This is a genomic window from Saltatorellus ferox (genome assembly GCA_007751475.1).
Taxonomy (GTDB): Bacteria; Planctomycetota; UBA1135; order UBA1135.
Map to the genome: position 1 here is coordinate 6,366,859 of CP036434.1, position 16,386 is coordinate 6,383,244.

Below are 16,386 nucleotides of genomic sequence, written 5' to 3' on the forward strand. Positions count from 1 at the left end.
CCCTTCCATGATCGCGGCGGCGTGCGCGTCACGGGAATAGTACGATTCTTCTCGCCAGGATCTGGACCGTTCCGGGACAGCCCCCACCATGACGAACGAACTGAAGACGATCATCGAACAGGGGGACGTCGCCCACCTGAAGTCCACGCTGGAATCCTCGCCGGAACTCGGGCGGGCGCCGATCACCTTCGGACCGCAGAACCAGCACTCGGTCCCTCCGTTGCACTACGTCTGCGACGTGCTCTTTCGGAAACTGGTGAACCAGGAGCAAGCGCTCTCGATGGGCGACGCGCTGATCGATTCCGGGGTCGACATCCACGAGGTCTACGCCAGGTCGGGGGACACGTTCCTGATCGCCGCGGCCAGTCTTGGGGCGGAGTCACTCGGCGTGCGGCTCGTCGAACTCGGTGCCGACGTTCACGCCCGTGGCCTCTTCGGGGCGACGGCTCTCCACTGGTCCGCCCTGATGGGTCAGCCGAAGCTCGCGAACGCACTCCTTCGCGCCGGCGCACCCACCGATGTGACCGACAGGAACTACGGGGCGACGCCGCTCGGCTGGGCCCAGCACGCCTTTCGCGAGGGCAACATGGGTCCCGCCGAGGGCCTGCGGGCAGTGGCCGCGCTGCTCGGAGGGTCGGTCGAGGCCTGAACGCCGTTCCTCAGTCGAGCGTCAGCCACACCATCTTCAGCGGATGGCTCCCGTCGAAGCTCGGAAAGTCCGCTTCGGGCGCGAGGATCTCCAGCGCCTCGATCCGGCGCTCGGCCTTCTCCACCGTTCGGCGCACGACAGCGATCCAATCGTCGAGGTTCACGGAAGGGACATGGTTCGTGGCCAGGAGGTGGCCGCCCGCCCCGCAGATCTGGACGCACGGCTTGAGGAGCGTCGGGTAGTCCCCCACCACGTCCACGGTGCCGAAGCGACTCTTGCTCAGACGCGGGGGATCCAGCACGACGATGTCGAACTCCTGGGGTTCGATGTACGGAGCGCGCGCTCGGCGGCGCGGAAGGGACTTCCCCGCGAGCTGCCAGAGCGCGGGGAGACAGTCGCTCTGGAAGAACTCCAGCGTGCCCGCCCCAGGATGGTTCCTGGGGACGTTCGCGCGGCCCACGTCGAGGGCCGAACTCGCGAAGTCGATGTTCAGCACGTGGCTCGCGTCCGCGGAGTGCGCGATCTGGCCCATCGAGCAGGTGTAGGCGAACAGATTGAGCACGCTGCGCCCGCGGGCCTCCAGCCGCACGCGGCGACGGGCGGCGCGAAAGTCGAGGAAGAGCAGCGGATCCTGTCCACGGTGTCGCGGGCGGACGTCGTAGGTCATCCCGAGTTCGTCGCCGACGGCCTCGATGGGCTCCATCGGGAAGTGCGCCTCGAAGTCCACCGGCTTCGCGCGGTGGTTGTAGACCGGCGTCAGATCACCCGCGGCATCGAGGAACACCTTCAGCTCCGCGTCCGAGAGCTTCTCGTCCCAGGTCTGCGCCAGGAACACGGGGCCGTAGCGATCGATCGTCAGCCCTGGGCGCCCCTCGACGGCGCCGTGGAACAGGCGGTAGCACGTCGTCAGCTCGGAGGCGAGATCGTGAATCAGATCCGCGCGCGCGTCGAGAGCGCGCTGAAGACTCTCCTGGGTCAGGGTCATGGCGCCGAGCATACGGCCCGCTTCACATGCGTCTCCGCAGGAGTGGGAAAAGAGCTGAGCGAACGAATTCGACGAGAGTCGACGGGATCCTGTGAAATGGGAGGACCATGCGCCCTGTCCTCCTCGCCACCGCCACCTTGCTCCTCGCGTCGCTCACGTTCCAGCTCGGTCGCCGCTTCGAATCCCAGGCAGCCGAACGGGAACTCGTTTCGGACGCCGCCTCGGCTGCAGCGGTCGCTCCAGCTGCGGACCACCCCGCCGCGCCCACCCACTCCGAGGCAGTCCCTCCCGCGCCCAAGGCGCCTGCGACCAGGGCACCCATCGAACGCCCCGACGGCCTGTGGCATCGCAAACGAGAACTCTCCGCCCCCGCCGCCGCCACCGAATCGGACCTGGACGCCCTCGGCTACTCCGGAGCCTACGAGGCCTCGTCCGGCCTGTCCGGCGCCCTCACGCATCTTCCCGACGAGGTCGCGCCGGGCCTGACGCTCTACTCCACGGGTCACGGCAACAGCGTCCACCTCATCGACTCGGACGGTTCACCGGCCCACGTCTGGCGGCTCGACTACGACGAGCTCTTCCCGGACCCGCTGGAGTTCCCCGTGGCCAAGGAACACCGTCACTTCGTACGCCGCGCGTACCCGCTTTCGAACGGCGACCTGATCGCGCTCTTCGAGTACATCGGCATCGCGCGCGTCGATCGAGACGGCCGTCGCCTCTGGGCCCATCCGAAGGGCTACCACCACGACTTCAAGATCCAGGAAGACGGCACGATCGTGACGCTCGGGAGCTCCGCGCTCTTCGTCGAAGCCGCGGAAGAGCGCTACTCGACCACGCACTTCAAGCGCGGGATCGCGGACGCGGACGTGGTATTCCTGGCGCCGGATGGAACGGAGACACGCAGGTTCTCGGTGATGGATGCGCTTTACCACTCGGACTTCGTCGCGTTCATGGGGCACCTCCCCAACGAGAACGCTGACGTCTTCCACGCGAACTCCATCGACGTCATCGACGCCGCGGTCGCCGCCCACCATCCGGCGTTCGACGAGGGCGACCTGCTGGTCTCCCTGCGCACGCCGGGCGCGCTCATCGCCATCGATCCTGAAACGGAGCGCGTGAAATGGCTGGGCCAGGGATCCTGGCGCATGCAGCATCAGGCGACCGCGCTCGCGAACGGGAACATCCTGATGATGGACAACCGCGGCGGAAACCCGAACGCGCCGCTGCGCTTCAACCGCTCGCGGGCGCTGGAGTGGAACCCGTCGGAGCAGACGATCGAATGGCAGTTCCCACCTCGCGGCGTGGACCTGCAGTTCTACACCCACGTGCTCGGGTACGTGGAGCGCCTCGGGAACGGCAACACGCTCATCACGGAGTCGACGCAAGGCCACCTGGTCGAGGTCACGCCGTCCGGTCGAATCGCATGGGAATACCGCTCACCCTATCGGGCAGGCGAGAACGAAGAACTGGTGACGACGCTGATGGGAGCCCGCCGCATCGCCCGTGAGCATCTCCCGTTCCTGAACGAGTGAGCTGCATCTTCGGCGCGCGCCCGATCGGCGCCCAGGGATCAGAAGGCCCGCAGCAGGTCGTCGCCGTCACCTCCCTCATCCTCTCCATTCGGGCCCAGGGACCAGACCCGAAACCCACCGCCCTCCTGGGGCGAATAGCGAAACGGACGTCCCCAGGCGTCCAGAAGAGCGCCGCCCTGGTCGAATAGTTCAGGGGCCTTCGAGCGCAGCGCTTCGAGTGATTCGGGGAGCCCGCCGTTCTCCAGCATGTGGTTGAAGAGCTCATCGCTGATCCGGAAGAGACGGATCCGGGTCGAGGCGATTTGCGCTTCCACCAATCGATTGGCCATGAGCGGCGCGGTGAACGTTCCGAGCACTCCGGCCAGCGTGACCAGGCCGGCGGGGCCAGCGGAAGTGCTCGCTGACCGATAGGTCGCGCCCCCCTCCAGCGGCCGCGTCCAGCTCGTTCCCGGGTGGAAGTAGCGCGTCAGGAGACTGGCCTCCGGAAGTGCCTCGAGCACGCTCTCCAGTTCGGCCCCGCCACCAGCGCCGAGGAAACGCTCCGCGAGGGGTGCAAGAGTCCGTCCATGCCGGTACGCGTCCGCGAGCACGCCCGCCCAGTCGCCGAAGCCTATCGAGCCCGCGCCCTCTGGCGCGCCCGCTGCGGCCAGCCCCGCGTGCATGTCTCTGCCGTCTTGCTGCCCTCGAATCCACCGTTTCGCGCTGGCGGCGGACGTTGCCAGCACCACCGTCGATCCGTGCAGCACGACGGTCGGCCGCAGGTTCAAGAGCGTCGCGATCATCCCCATGTCCTCCCAGAGCTGGAGCGTGTAGAGAACGGCGCCGCGGTAGCCAGCGCGGGTGACGACGCTCCCGTCCGGACCATGCCTGGACACGATGCGCTGCCCGGCCTCGATCATGCGCTCCAGCACCTCCGCATCCGCCACCGTCGCCATGAGATACACGTCCGGCGCGGTCGCCAGACCGCGCAGCGGCATGAGTTCGATAGCGATCGTCGAACCGAAGGCGGCCGACACGTCGCGCGCGGGATCGATCCCGAACTCTGCGAGCCACTCGACCGCATCGGCGCGCTCCGCCAGCGCTTGCATCCACGCGCCTGCAGCATCGGCGTCCAGTGCCGCGACGTGAGCCACACGCGCCGACGGGTGAATCATGCGCGCCGCCCCTTCGACCAGCGCCGTGGATCCGATCACGTCTGCGAAGCGCCAGGTCGGCTCCACGCTCGCCCCGCGCACCTCGAAGCCGCCATCCTTGAAGCTCACCGTTCGCCGTCCCCCCTCCAGGAGGAGGGCTACCAGCGGATCCAGGAGCCCGCTGGCCAGCTCGAGCAACGGAGCCGCGTCGGCGAGATCGGCGGGAAGGTGCTCGCAAGCTGCGTCGCGGATGGCGAGGTCGAACCACACCGGCTCCGTCGACGAGTCGAAGATCTCCAGCGCTCTTCCCTTCGCCCCTGCCGCGGAGGGAGGGGGCAAGTCCGGACCGAGCGTCAGAAGCACACGGTTCGCGGCGGAGATCCGGCTGAAGATCCCGACCGTGTCGACACCGGCTCTCTGCTTGTAGCGGCCGATCGAGGTCGGGCCCTCTTCGAGGCCGAAGAGTTCCAGCCGGGTCGGCGGAGTCGGCTCGGGGATGGCCTCCAGCCCGAGAGACTCGGCGAGAGAGTGCGCCCGCGGCGCCCACGCTGCGGCTGCCTCCGCGCTTTCGAAGTCGAGGACGAGCCGGACGTACGCACTTTCGAGCAGGTCGGGCGACCACCGCGCCTCACGGGCGGGCGTGGGGATGCTGGAGGAGAGGTCAGCGAGGTACCCGAAGAGAGATCCATCGCGCCCTTCACCCGCCAGGGGCGTGCACGAAAAGGAGAACGAGGTGACACCTTCCAGCCATTCCGACGGCCAGGCGCTGCTGACGGCCTCGGGCGGATCCGTCCCCACCACTTCGCTGACCGCACGGAGAGCGGCGGCGAACTCCTCGTCCCGGGAGAAACGAACGAACGCGCTTCGATCCCAGGCAAGTTTGGCCGCGGCGACATCAGGGCAGCGCAGCGCGAACGCCGCGTGATCCGGATGATGGAAGGCATGATCCTGCGCGGTGGCGACCGCGGACAGCGCAGCCGAGGCCAGCGCGAAGGGGGCGGTTCGAGCCGCGAAGAGTCCGGAAAAGCGAGAGGTCATGGAAGTCGTGGGCAGAGGAGCGGCTGAGAATCAGTCGCACGATACCTGCTCCAGAAACTCCTCGCGAGAAGGGAGGGGACTCACTCCCCGGGACGTGCCATGATGAGGGTGCCAGGCCCCATGCAGCTCGCCGCTCTTCCCATCCTCACCAGCGCCGCCGCCCTCGTGGCTGCGGGACTCTGGCAGGCCCACGACTTCGAAGCCCACCGGGCGGAACATCTCGCCTCCCATCAGGAGCGCGGCGCGATCATCGTCGCAGCCATCCAAGGAGCCGCGGCACGGGAGTTCCGGGGCAATCGGTACCAGCCGGGTTCGCTGGCAACCACCCTCGAGGAAGCCCTTGGCCAGTTCGACCTGGAATGGCTCAGCATCTCCACGTCCGACGGCACGCTCGTCGCGACCGCAGGGCAGCCGATGCCGGGGGCGGATCCGCTCCATCAATTCGAAGGACGGATCACGCCCATCCAGCCGCGTGATCCGTCGCGACGTCCCCCGATGGGCGATCATGCTGGCACCATGGCGGTCGTCGGAACGCCGCTCCATCTGACGCTCCAGGTCGACGCAGCACCGTTCAACCGACGCCTCGCGAGCGACCGTACGCGCTTTGCGATGAGCAGTGCGCTGATCGCCCTCGCCATCGGGCTCTTCGGAGCGATCTTCTGGATTCGACTGCGCGCCCAGCACCTACGCAGTCAGCTCATGAATGAGAGGCTGGAGGTGGAGAGCCTCGAGAGACTCCGACGCGTTGGCGCCGGACTGGTTCACGAAACCAAGAATCCGCTCAGCGTCGTTCGCGGGCTCGCCCAGCGAATCACGCGGACATCGCTCGATGCGGAGCGGCTCCAGGCGACCGCTCGCGCCATCGTGGAGGAGACCGATCGAACGGTGGCCCGCCTCGATGAGTTCCTGCTCTTCAGTCGACCCGCCACGCTGCGCCGGGCGCGCTTTGCGGTGCGACCGCTCTTCGAGGAGCTGGCCGAGCTGATCGAGCCCGAAATAGAAGCGGAAGGCGCGAGCCTCCACGTGGAGTGCAGCGGGATCGAGATCGACGCCGACCGCGAGCAGCTTCGCAGGCTCTTTCTGAACCTCTTGCTCAACGCAGCCCGCGCGGCCGAGCCCGGCGGAAACCTCTGGATCGGCTGTCGCCGGGTCGAGGGCAGGCTGCAGCTCGTCGTCGAAGACGACGGTCCGGGTGTACCGGAAGAAATCGAGAGCACGCTCTTCGAGCCCTACGTCAGCGCGGCCGAAGGCGGATCGGGACTGGGTCTTTCCATCGCGTCGCGCATCGCGCTCGACCACGGGTTCCTGCTCCGTCACGAGCGCCGCTACCCGCGGGGAGCTCGCATGGTCCTGGAGGTGCCGGAACCGTGACCGATCCCGCGCACGTGCTGATCATCGACGACGACGACGCCCATCGCTCCATGATCGCAGAGCTTCTCGGCGACATGGGGGTTCGCGTCTCGGCGGCGCGCAACGGGGCCGAAGGCCTGGCGGCGATGGAGGCCGACGAGCCCGGGCTGATTCTGCTCGACATGCGGATGCCCGTGCTCGATGGCATCGGAACCCTGGAGGCCATGCGGGAGCGGGGACACGTGATCCCCACGCTCGTGCTCACCGCGTACGCCGAGGTCGAGGACGCCGTACACGCCATGAAGCTGGGTGCGCTGGACTACCTGCGCAAGCCCATCGATATCTCGCAGCTGCAGGCGGTCGTAGCTGAGCACCTCGGGACCGACTCGAGCGGCCCGCTCACAGAACACCCTCCGCTGCCCGCGGGCCTGATCGCCGGTTCGGCGATGATGCAGGCTCTCCTCGCCGATCTTGCGCGCGTGGCGAGCAGCCAGGCGCCCTTGCTTCTCCAGGGGGAAACCGGGACCGGCAAGGACGTCCTCGCTCATCTGCTCCACCGATGGAGCAGGCGGAGTGCTGGCCCGTTCGTCGCGGTGAATGTCGCGGCGCTTCCGGACGCGCTGGTGGAGAGCGAGCTCTTCGGACACGAGAAGGGCGCCTTCACGGGCGCCACGTCGAATCGGATCGGGCAGTTCGAAGCAGCCCACGAAGGCACGCTCTTCCTGGACGAGATCGGGGAGATGCCGCTCACTCTCCAGCCCAAGGTCCTGAGAGCGCTCCAGGATGGACGGATCTCCCGGCTCGGCGAGAACGTCGAGCGTGCGGTGGACTTCCGCCTGGTGGCGGCCACGAATCGCGACCTGGAGGCGCGCATCGCCGAGGGTGCGTTTCGCGAAGATCTGTACTACCGGATCGCGGTCATCACGATCGAGATTCCGCCGCTGCGCGAGCGGCGCGAGGACATCCTGCCGCTCGCACGTCACTTCTTGCTGGGCATCGAGGGCGGGGGCAAGCACCTGTCTCCAGGCGCAGAAACGCTGCTCCTCGCCCACGACTGGCCCGGCAACATCCGCGAACTCAAGAGCGCCATTCTCCGCGCGGCGGTGCTCGCACCGGGCGACACGATCCTGCCCGACAAGCTGCCGCCGAAGATCGCGCGCCGGAAGTCGACGGGCGTTGCGGAGGCATCCCTGAGCGAACTCGGCCTCGCAAAACTGGAGCGGAAGGCGATCGAGGATGCGCTTGAGCTCCACGATGGCAACCGTACGGAGGCGGCGAAGACCCTTGGCATCAGCCGCCGCACGCTGCTCTATCGCCTCAAGCAGTACCGCGAGGACGACGGGCGCTGACGTCGAGCGCGCCGCCGACGGCGGCCCCCAGGGACTCCATCAGTCGAGCAGCGGGGGCCTCCCCCATACCACGCTCGATGACCACCATGTGCACCCCGCGGACGCCGGCGGGCGGCCGCTCCAGGCGCCGTGCCGGCGTGATGCTGCGGCCTGCGGCCTGCAGTGCGAACATGGCGCCGGAGGCGCGGTCCTCGACGAGGCCCTTGATGCGGAGGAGGCGCGGCCCATCGAGCTGCGTCACGAGCCGCAGCCATAGCTCGAGGATCGGCAGATCGACGGCGTGCTCGGACTCGAAGGAATGGGTTCGGAAGGGCTCGGCGTGGCCATGAACGGAGAGGGTCCCGTGCCCGAGCCAGCGCCGTGCCTGGTCGCCGTCGAGCAGTTTCGCGAGGGGTGGCGCCGAGAAGATCCACTTCGGGTCGCCGAGCGCCTCCTCGACGAAGCGGATCTCGCAGCCAGGAGCTGCGCCACGCACGAGCGCCAGGGCATCGTCGACGCGCTGGGGCGCCAGGTCCGCCTTGGTCAGGACCACGCGGTCGGCGGCTTCGAGCTGCGCGAGCACCTCGGGCTGCGTCGCCAGGAGGTCCTCGGCGCGCAGCGCGTCCACGACGGCCACGACGCCCGCGGGGCGAACCAGCTCGCGCAGCCGAGCGTCCGTGGTGAGGCCATGGAGGATCGGCGCAGGGTCTGCCAGACCGGTGGTCTCGACGACGATCCGGGTGGGTTCGAGCGCCGCGACTCGCTCGAGCGCCCCGTAGAGTTCGCCGCGCAGGGAGCAACAAACGCAGCCGGAGGCGAGCGTCAGCACGTCCTCGTCCACCTTCTCGATCAGCCAGTGATCGAGGGCGAGTTCGCCCACCTCGTTGACGAGGACGGCCAGCCGCTCGCCGCCAGGGTTGCGGAGGAGCGCCGATAGAATCGTCGTCTTGCCGCTTCCGAGGAAGCCGGTCAGCAAATGTAGTGGGATCGGAGCAGAGGGCGTCACGGGGTGTAGGGTACCCTGCGCCCCATGAAACCGTCGCGTTTGATCGATTGCCACGTCCACCTGAACAACTACCACGAGGCAACGCGCCGGCCGACGGAAGAGAACGTCCAGGAGCTGTTCCGCCAGATGGAGGACGCCGGGATCGACCACGCGGTCGTGATTTCCTCGTACAAGGTGGACCTCGATCGGCCCAGCGCGGAGGAGCTGATGGAGGTTCTCGCCATGGACCGCCGTACCACGCTCGTCGAAGGCCTCCGCTGGCGCGGCGACGTCCGCACCGACCTCTTCGGAATGGAAGAGCGGATCCGCGACGGTCTCGTCAAGGGCATCAAGCTCTATCCCGGGTACGACCACTACCCGATCAACGACCCCTCACTGGAGACGGTGTTCCGGGTCGCGGAGAAGCACGATGTCCCCGTGATGATCCACACGGGCGACACCTACGCCAAGACGGCCAAGGTGCGCATGGCGCATCCGCTGCTGGTCGATGATATCGCGGTCGACTACCCCGATGTGAAGTTCGTCATGTGCCACCTCGGAAACCCCTGGTTCATGGATGCGGCCGAGGTTCTCTACAAGAACGACAACGTCTACGCGGACATCTCGGGTCTGACGCTCGGTGAGTTCACCTACGACTTCGAGCGCTACGTCGCCATGCGCCTGAAGGAGATGATCTCCTACATGGGCGATCCGGAGAAGCAGCTCATGTACGGCAGCGACTGGCCGCTCGTCGACATGAAGCCCTACGTGAAGCTGCTGGGCGAGCTGGACTTCAACGAGGAGCAGCTCGAGCACGTGGCGTGGAAGACCGCGGCCACGCTGTTCAAGATCCCGATGGAACCCGTGGAGACCAGCTTGGAGTGATCGAGGCGGATCCGGGCAGACCGAGTCACCTTGCGTAGCTGCGCAGATCTTGCGCACCGGTCCGCAGCCTCTGCGCAACGATCGACCTTTCGATCTTCGACATGCGCCTGCGAGGTCCCCCAGCCGGTTCCAGGCCGCCCGGAGAGGGTTGGCACGGCGCTTGTACTGGTGTGGCGTGACGTGCCTGACTCACCCTCATGGGGTAAGTGCCCCTGGGCTCGTCTTTCACCCAAGCTACGAGAACCCTACCTACAGGGAGCCAAACGATGAAGTTCACCAAGAAGTGGTCCAATGCAGTCTTTGCCCTCGCCCTTCTCTCGACGCCATTGATGGGCCAGGCGGGCGGCGGTCCCGGAGGCGGCAGTGGGTCGGGCGGCGGCAGTGGGTCCAGCGGCGGCGGCGGGAACAACAGCATGATCGCCTATATCCAGACGCTGCCGCTGGAGTCGATCGAGCCCCAGGAGTACGAGGACCTGGTGTTCTCCCGCCAAGAAGAGAAGCTAGCGCGCGATGTCTACATCATGCTGTACCAGGCCTGGGGCATCCAGACGTTCCAGAACATCGCCCAGGCAGAGCAGTCCCACATGGAATGGACTCTCCTGCTCTTGGATCGCTATGGAATCGTCGATCCGCTTCTGAGCGATACCGTCGGCGTCTACCCGGACCCTGCGATCACCGTGCTCTTCCGTCGCCTCGTGACCTACGGTCTACAGTCGCCGCTGAACGCACTGAAGGTCGGCGCGATCATCGAGGACCTCGACCTCTTCGACCTCGATCTCGCGCTGCAGCGGAGCGACAACCGCGACCTGGATACCCTCTGGCAGAACCTGGCGCGCGGCTCCAGGAACCACATGAGAGCGTTCTACGGCGCGCTGGAGACTCAGGGCGTGCTGTTCGCCGGCATCAAGCTTCCGACCTGGTACATCCTCCAGATCGTCAACTCGCCGGTGGAGAACCAGGTAGTGGACGAGAACGGCGTCGCCCTGCCATGATCGGAGTCGCCGAACGATGAACGGCGGGAGGGCCGGTTCCCCCATGGGAACCGGCCCTCCCGCCGTTTTGGAGACCAACCGCTAAGGGATGAAGTCGATCGCCACCGCGTCGGTGAAGTTCGATGTCGCCGACGGGTTCGCGTCGCGATACCAGACCTGGAAGCGCCAGGTGTCGCCGACCAGCACAGCCGTCGGACCGGTGGGCTGGGGAATGGACAACAGGTCGATAGGCAGTTCGACCGAACCGCTGGCGCCGGAGTTCAGCACGCTGAAGACGTAGCGACCGACCTGACCGCTGAGGCAGAGATTGCCCTGGCTACCGCCCGGGTTCATCGCGAAGCCTGCGTCGCGGCTGACGATGAAGAGACTCGCCGAGAAGAGTGACATCCCCTCCGTGCGCAGGGTGACGTCGTTCGCGGCAACGCTCGTCGAGCCGAAGGCGAGCAGTGCCGCGGACGTTCCAGCGGAGTTCATCGCCGCCGGCCCGCAGTAGCTCTGTCCGATGGGGATGTCGCCCTCGATCAGCACGATGCCCTTGGGCGAGCCGATGTCGTTGAACGCGATCGAGTCGTCGTAGATCGTGGTCTCCTCCCCGGGAGCGTCGAAGAGCCCGTCTCCGTTGAGATCGATGAGTCGAAGGAGCCGATCCGGCGTCTGATCCTCCACCACGAAGAGCGAACCGTCGGCCGCGGGCGTGACCTCCCAGATCAGACTCGACGCGGGTGCCGTGTAGATGATCTTGGCCTCGGTCGCTGGGTCGACGACGCCGTTGCCGTCGGTATCCTCGAAGCGCCAGATGACGTCGTTGCCCGTGTCCTCGAGGTAGAACCGCCCCATCGAGTCGATGCCAAGGTCCCAGTGAAAGGGCGTGCCGCCGAGCGCTGCGGGCAGGAAGAATGGCTGGGACTCGCCGGGCTGATCGATCGTGCCGGAGCCATCGAGGTCCTCCAGACGATAGACACCCTTGGCGAGCACACCGCTCGAGCCGGTCTCGGTGTAGTAGAGCTTGCCGTCGACGCCGCGCACGACCGCCGTCGGGATCGAGTCCCCCACGGCACCGCCGGGAGCGAACACCGCGAACTCCAGCTGCTCGAGCGGATCGTTGGCGTCTCCGTCCATGTTGAGGTCCTCGACCCGAACGATCGCATCGTTTCCGCCGCCGCCGGTATTCGCACTCGCGACCCAGATCACGCCGTCCTCGTCGCGCCACAGACCGCGCGCGGAGGTGAGTTCGACGCCGCTGGGGTTGCCCGACGTTCCGTCGAACCAGATCCCTGCCTCGCCCGGATCGAGCGCGTCGCCGTTCCCGTTGCTGTCCTTCAGGCGGAGGATGACGTCCTCGGTGGTGTCGGTCACCCAGATCGCACCGTCGGAGGATCGCACGAGGCCCGAGTTGTTGGTCAGCGGCACCGAGCCCGTGGTGTCTTCGTAGAAGGGCCTGAGGTCACCTGCGTCGTTGTAGTCGCCGTCCGCGTTGAGATCGACGCAGAGCCAGATGGTGTCCCCGGAGGTGTCGGTCACGAGGGAGGAGACGAGGCCCTGGGCGGCCGCTGGTGCGGCCCAGCAGAGCGAGAGGAAGAGAAGCGAGGTCGAAGAGGGAGTTCGCATGGGTCATGGAGGGATGAGAAATGAAGCGTGGAACCGAAGATGCCACGACTGAGATTGAATCTCAATATCAAAAACTGAGATCGCCTCGTCGGGTTGGCGGGAGGCAACTCCAGTGAAACGGGAGGTCTCGATTTCGGCACCCCCTGGTCCGATGCACCGTTTTGAGATCACCCGGGGCAGCTCCAGGGCCACTTCTGGCTGACATTTCGCAGACTGCCTCTCTCTTCAGCACCTTCCCGTTCCACCAGGCACAACGCCCCATGCAATCCAAGTTCACTCCGGTCCTGACGGCCCTCCTCCTCGCCACCCCCACCTTCGCGCAAGGCGGAGATGACTGCGCGACCCCCACCAGTCTCAACGCCTTCGGCACCTACGCCTTCGACACGACCGCCGCGACCACGAGCGGCTTCGACGGCGGCGGAAGCTGTGCCGCGGGCGCGTCCTCGATCAACCAGGATCTCTTCTGGGTCTTCACCGCTCCGATCACGGGCGACTATCAGTTCGACACGGACGGCTCGAGCTTCGACACCAAGATCGCCGTCCACATGGGCGGCACCTGCGGGGCCACGTGCCTCGAGTACGACGATGACGGCGGTGTCGGTCTCCAGAGCCTCGTCACGGTGAGCGGTATCACCGCCGGTACTCAGCTCCTCGTCCAGGTCGGGGGCTTCGGCGGCAACAGCGGCACGGGCGTGCTGAACATCGCCCAGTTCATCGACCCCTGCACGGTTCTGCCCGACGACTCCTTCGAGGACAACGACACGTGTGCCACGGCGCGCGCGCTCGCCGCGGGTACCTACCCCGTGCTCTTCGTCAACAACATCGACCCCGACTACTTCCGCGTCACGCTCCAGCCGGGCGAGGAGATGCTCGTCAACGCCACCAACGTGACGGGAGCAGCGGTCGACATCAGCATCTACAACGCCAACTGCACGATCGCACAGCTCGGGCTCGACGGCTCGATCAGCTGGGCGAACCTCTCCTCTGCCGCGCCCCAGGACTACATCATCGAAGTGCTCGTGGACCCGGCGGCGCTGAGCAACTGCACCAACTACGACCTCGATATCGCTGTCGCCACCTCGGGCTGCGCGGGCACCGTCGACGACGGCCTCGAACAGAACGACAGCTGCGCGAGTGCGGTCACGCTGGGCGACGGTCTTTACCCGGGCCTCTCGGTCTTCTCGTCGGACAACGACTTCTACGCCATCGGCCTCGACGCGGGTGCAACGCTCGTCGCCGACATCTTCTTCGCGGACATCGACGGCGACGTCGACCTCTACCTCTGGGACCCGAACACCGCCTGCGGTACGACCGCAGCTGGAACCGGCGGCCCCTTCCTCGTTCGCGGATTCAGCGCGAGCGACGACGAGACGATCACCTACACGAACACGACCGGGGCTCCGCAATCGCTCATCATCGAGGTCGACATGTTCACCGATAGCGACTGCAACACGTACGACCTCCAGCTGATGGGCACGAACGGCATGGGCGGAGGCTTCGGCATGAACTACTGCTCGGCCAACCCGAACTCCAGCGGCGCCACGGGCGCGATCTCGGCCTCGGGCTCCCTCGCGGTGGCGGACAACGACGTCACCCTTCAGGCGACCGATCTTCCGGCTCTCTCGTTCGGCTTCTTCATCGTTTCGCGGACGCAGGGATTCGTGATGAACCCTGCGGGAAGCTCGGGCAACCTCTGCCTCGCCGGGGCCATCGGCCGCTACGTCGGTCCGGGCCAGATCAAGAACTCCGGCACGGCGGGACAGATCGACCTGGGCATCAATCTGGCGATGATCCCGCAGCCCATGGGCTTCGTGGCCGCCGCCGCCGGCGACACCTGGAACTTCCAGCTCTGGCACCGCGACTCCGTGATGGGAAGCAGCACGTCGAACTTCACGAACGGCCTGGAGCTGACGTTCCAGTAGCCCTCGCTGCGACCGCTGGCTAACAGCGTAGAAAGGACGCCCTCGCGAATGGACCATGGGTCCGATTCGCGAGGGCGTTCTCTTGCCATCCCGGGGGGGGAGCCCCCCCCTTGACCATTCGGCGTGCGAAGAGAATCGAAAAAAAGCGGTGGCCGGCGCCGACGCCTTGCAGGGAAGCCTTGGACCCCCCTTTTCCTGGCTCCCTTCTGGCCATCTGGCCCACGCACATGCTTCCGACGTCACACCGTCCCGTTCGAATCTTCGCCAGCCCGCTCATGCTTTCCGCAGCGATCGCCGCGGCCCTGAGCAGCTCCGCGACCGCCCAGCAGCTGGGCACCTCCAACGTCAGCCTCTTGCTGAAGAATGGCGACGTACTCGGCACTGGAGAGACCGTCACCGGGATCCTCTCCCCCTCGATCGCCCCGAGCGGAAAGTGGTCCACTCTCTGCGTCCTCGATGGCACGGCCCGCCGCGGTCTCGTCATCGATGGCAACCTGGCCCTGGCGGTGGGCGATACCACCCCCGACGGTGCCACGGTACAGCAGCTCTACAGCACCCGCATCTCCCCGGACGGCGTCGTGGCGCTGCTCTACAGCGTCGAGAACCCTGCTAACCCCAGTGATCCACTGGATCGCCTCCGCATCGGACCGACCGATGTACTGCTCGAGGGCGACGCGTTCAACTACTCCCCCCTCGGGATCTCGGGCGACATCGACGGCTTCTACGGCTTCGACTACGACGCGCCCCACGTCGCCGTGGGCATGTTCGTACGCCCGGCCGGTGGCGGGATCTTTCGAGCGTTCGTGAGTGGCATTCTCTCGGGCACGACCTTCATTCCGAACGGTGGCATCGTCGGCGGGACCGTCCTCCCTGACTCCCAGTCGGGGATCCCCTACTACTCCCCGACCAGCGATTGCCAGGTTCGCCCGATGGGCGGCGCCTGCCATACCTTCAATCTCTTCGACAACGGCACGTTCCTGTACGGTCTTCGGAGCCTGGGAAACCTGATCGCCGAGCACGGTCAGCCGGGCCCATCGCCGAACAGCGTGTGGAACTTCGACGATCGCCCGCGAATCCGAACGAATGGGTCCGGCAAGAACCTCTACAGCGGACGGATCACCCTCAGCAACGGCCAGGACCGCGGCAGCGTCTACGTCGATGGGGTTCCCGTGGCCATCGAAGGCGGCGGGCTTCCAGGCGTCCTCGGGGGAACGGTCGGCCAGTTCCAGACCGCGTCCATCGCGCTCGACGAGAACGGTACGCCGTTCTTCAGCGTGCCGCTGACCACATCGGGCTCCGAGGTCCTCATGGCCGGCCTGGAGATCGTCTTGCGCGCTGGCTCTGCCGCGTTTGCGACCAGGGTCAACGGCCTGCAAGTGACTTCTCTATTCACATCTCTCCAGGACCAGACCTTCGACATCACACCCGACGGACGGACCGTGATCGCCAAGGTCCAGCTCGAGACCGGCGCCACCGCGATCGTCCTGGCAGAGCGCGACCTCGCCGACCCGACCACCTGCACGACCGAGCCGAACTCGACCGGGCTCCCAGGCGCCATCGCAGCCGAAGGCTCTCGCTTCCTGAGCCTCAACGACCTCCGCGTCGTGGCCACCCAGCTCCCGCCGAGCTCCTTCGGCTACCTCGGCATCTCCAGGAGCTCCACCTTCCTGGCGATGCCGGGCGGCAGCAGCGGCAACCTCTGCATCGGCCCGACCGTGGGTCGCTACGTCAACCAGGTCCAGAGCAGCGGCGCCAGCGGGAAGATCACCACGAACGTCAACCTTCTCGCCATCCCGCAGCCGAACGGCTTCGTCGCCAGTCTCCCCGGCGATACCTGGTACTGCCAGCTCTGGCACCGCGACTCGGTGATGGGAAGCGCCACGTCGAACTTCACCGACTCGCTCTCCGTCACGATTCAGTAGCGCCGCGATCGGCAACGATGGCTCCCAGGCCGGGTAGATTCGCTACCCTGCCTGGGA

At 66.7% G+C, this 16,386-nt stretch carries 12 protein-coding genes; 8 read left to right on the plus strand and 4 right to left on the minus strand.

Annotation, left to right across the window (positions count from 1 at the left end; translation table 11 throughout):
• Positions 1-88: 88 nt before the first annotated feature.
• Entirely contained in the window at positions 89-649 is a 561-nt protein-coding gene (locus tag Poly30_RS23035; RefSeq protein WP_145203046.1) for an ankyrin repeat domain-containing protein, read from the plus strand.
• A 10-nt stretch (positions 650-659) separates the two neighbouring features.
• Here the strand turns inward: Poly30_RS23035 and Poly30_RS23040 are convergent, their stop codons facing one another.
• A complete protein-coding gene (locus Poly30_RS23040) occupies positions 660-1,634 on the minus strand; it encodes a class I SAM-dependent methyltransferase (protein ID WP_419190539.1) in 975 nt (324 codons plus the stop codon).
• 107 nt (positions 1,635-1,741) lie between these two features.
• Between Poly30_RS23040 and Poly30_RS23045 the strand changes: the two genes are divergently transcribed.
• On the plus strand, positions 1,742-3,166 hold the full coding sequence (locus Poly30_RS23045; protein ID WP_145203052.1) for an arylsulfotransferase family protein: 1,425 nt from the start codon (positions 1,742-1,744) through the stop codon (positions 3,164-3,166).
• Positions 3,167-3,204: 38 nt separating this feature from the next.
• Here Poly30_RS23045 and Poly30_RS23050 read toward each other — a convergent pair whose 3' ends face one another.
• Positions 3,205-5,337, minus strand: a complete 2,133-nt coding sequence (locus Poly30_RS23050; protein WP_145203055.1) for a type II secretion system protein GspG — start codon at positions 5,335-5,337, stop codon at positions 3,205-3,207.
• Positions 5,338-5,457: 120 nt separating this feature from the next.
• On the opposite strand from Poly30_RS23050, the gene Poly30_RS23055 reads away from it, so the two are divergent.
• Positions 5,458-6,708, plus strand: coding sequence for a sensor histidine kinase (locus Poly30_RS23055; protein WP_419190540.1), 1,251 nt, complete (start codon positions 5,458-5,460; stop codon positions 6,706-6,708).
• A complete protein-coding gene (locus Poly30_RS23060; protein ID WP_419190541.1) occupies positions 6,705-8,036 on the plus strand; it encodes a sigma-54-dependent transcriptional regulator in 1,332 nt (443 codons plus the stop codon). The genes Poly30_RS23055 and Poly30_RS23060 overlap by 4 nt, the downstream gene beginning before the upstream one ends.
• On the opposite strand, the gene Poly30_RS23065 is transcribed toward Poly30_RS23060, so the two are convergent.
• On the minus strand, positions 8,005-9,021 hold the full coding sequence (locus Poly30_RS23065; RefSeq protein ID WP_419190542.1) for a CobW family GTP-binding protein: 1,017 nt from the start codon (positions 9,019-9,021) through the stop codon (positions 8,005-8,007). The genes Poly30_RS23060 and Poly30_RS23065 overlap by 32 nt on opposite strands.
• A 24-nt stretch (positions 9,022-9,045) precedes the next feature.
• Here Poly30_RS23065 and Poly30_RS23070 point away from each other — a divergent pair, with 24 nt between their 5' ends.
• Complete coding sequence (locus Poly30_RS23070) at positions 9,046-9,885, plus strand: amidohydrolase family protein (RefSeq protein WP_145203064.1); 840 nt, start codon at positions 9,046-9,048, stop codon at positions 9,883-9,885.
• 266 nt (positions 9,886-10,151) lie between these two features.
• The gene (locus tag Poly30_RS23075; RefSeq protein ID WP_145203067.1) at positions 10,152-10,877 is read left to right on the plus strand and encodes a DUF2202 domain-containing protein; all 726 of its coding nucleotides are present in this window, start codon (positions 10,152-10,154) and stop codon (positions 10,875-10,877) included.
• A gap of 81 nt (positions 10,878-10,958) precedes the next feature.
• Here Poly30_RS23075 and Poly30_RS23080 read toward each other — a convergent pair whose 3' ends face one another.
• On the minus strand, positions 10,959-12,485 hold the full coding sequence (locus Poly30_RS23080) for an NHL repeat-containing protein (RefSeq protein WP_145203070.1): 1,527 nt from the start codon (positions 12,483-12,485) through the stop codon (positions 10,959-10,961).
• A 260-nt stretch (positions 12,486-12,745) separates the two neighbouring features.
• On the opposite strand from Poly30_RS23080, the gene Poly30_RS23085 reads away from it, so the two are divergent.
• Together Poly30_RS23085 and Poly30_RS23090 are read left to right on the plus strand one after the other, a co-directional pair.
• Positions 12,746-14,407 (plus strand): hypothetical protein, encoded by a 1,662-nt coding sequence (locus tag Poly30_RS23085; protein ID WP_145203072.1) that lies wholly within the window; start codon positions 12,746-12,748, stop codon positions 14,405-14,407.
• 227 nt (positions 14,408-14,634) lie between these two features.
• Positions 14,635-16,329, plus strand: a complete 1,695-nt coding sequence (locus Poly30_RS23090; protein ID WP_145203075.1) for a hypothetical protein — start codon at positions 14,635-14,637, stop codon at positions 16,327-16,329.
• Positions 16,330-16,386 lie beyond the last annotated feature (57 nt).

Bases quoted from the DNA above. Each gene is read 5' to 3' on its own strand.
- Poly30_RS23080 (WP_145203070.1), bottom strand. From the start codon at position 12,485: ATGCGAACTCCCTCTTCGACCTCGCTTCTCTTCCTCTCGCTCTGCTGG.
- Poly30_RS23045 (WP_145203052.1), top strand. From the start codon at position 1,742: ATGCGCCCTGTCCTCCTCGCCACCGCCACCTTGCTCCTCGCGTCGCTC.
- Poly30_RS23035 (WP_145203046.1), top strand. From the start codon at position 89: ATGACGAACGAACTGAAGACGATCATCGAACAGGGGGACGTCGCCCAC.
- Poly30_RS23070 (WP_145203064.1), top strand. From the start codon at position 9,046: ATGAAACCGTCGCGTTTGATCGATTGCCACGTCCACCTGAACAACTAC.
- Poly30_RS23075 (WP_145203067.1), top strand. From the start codon at position 10,152: ATGAAGTTCACCAAGAAGTGGTCCAATGCAGTCTTTGCCCTCGCCCTT.
- Poly30_RS23050 (WP_145203055.1), bottom strand. From the start codon at position 5,337: ATGACCTCTCGCTTTTCCGGACTCTTCGCGGCTCGAACCGCCCCCTTC.
- Poly30_RS23055 (WP_419190540.1), top strand. From the start codon at position 5,458: ATGCAGCTCGCCGCTCTTCCCATCCTCACCAGCGCCGCCGCCCTCGTG.
- Poly30_RS23090 (WP_145203075.1), top strand. From the start codon at position 14,635: ATGCTTCCGACGTCACACCGTCCCGTTCGAATCTTCGCCAGCCCGCTC.
- Poly30_RS23085 (WP_145203072.1), top strand. From the start codon at position 12,746: ATGCAATCCAAGTTCACTCCGGTCCTGACGGCCCTCCTCCTCGCCACC.
- Poly30_RS23040 (WP_419190539.1), bottom strand. From the start codon at position 1,634: ATGACCCTGACCCAGGAGAGTCTTCAGCGCGCTCTCGACGCGCGCGCG.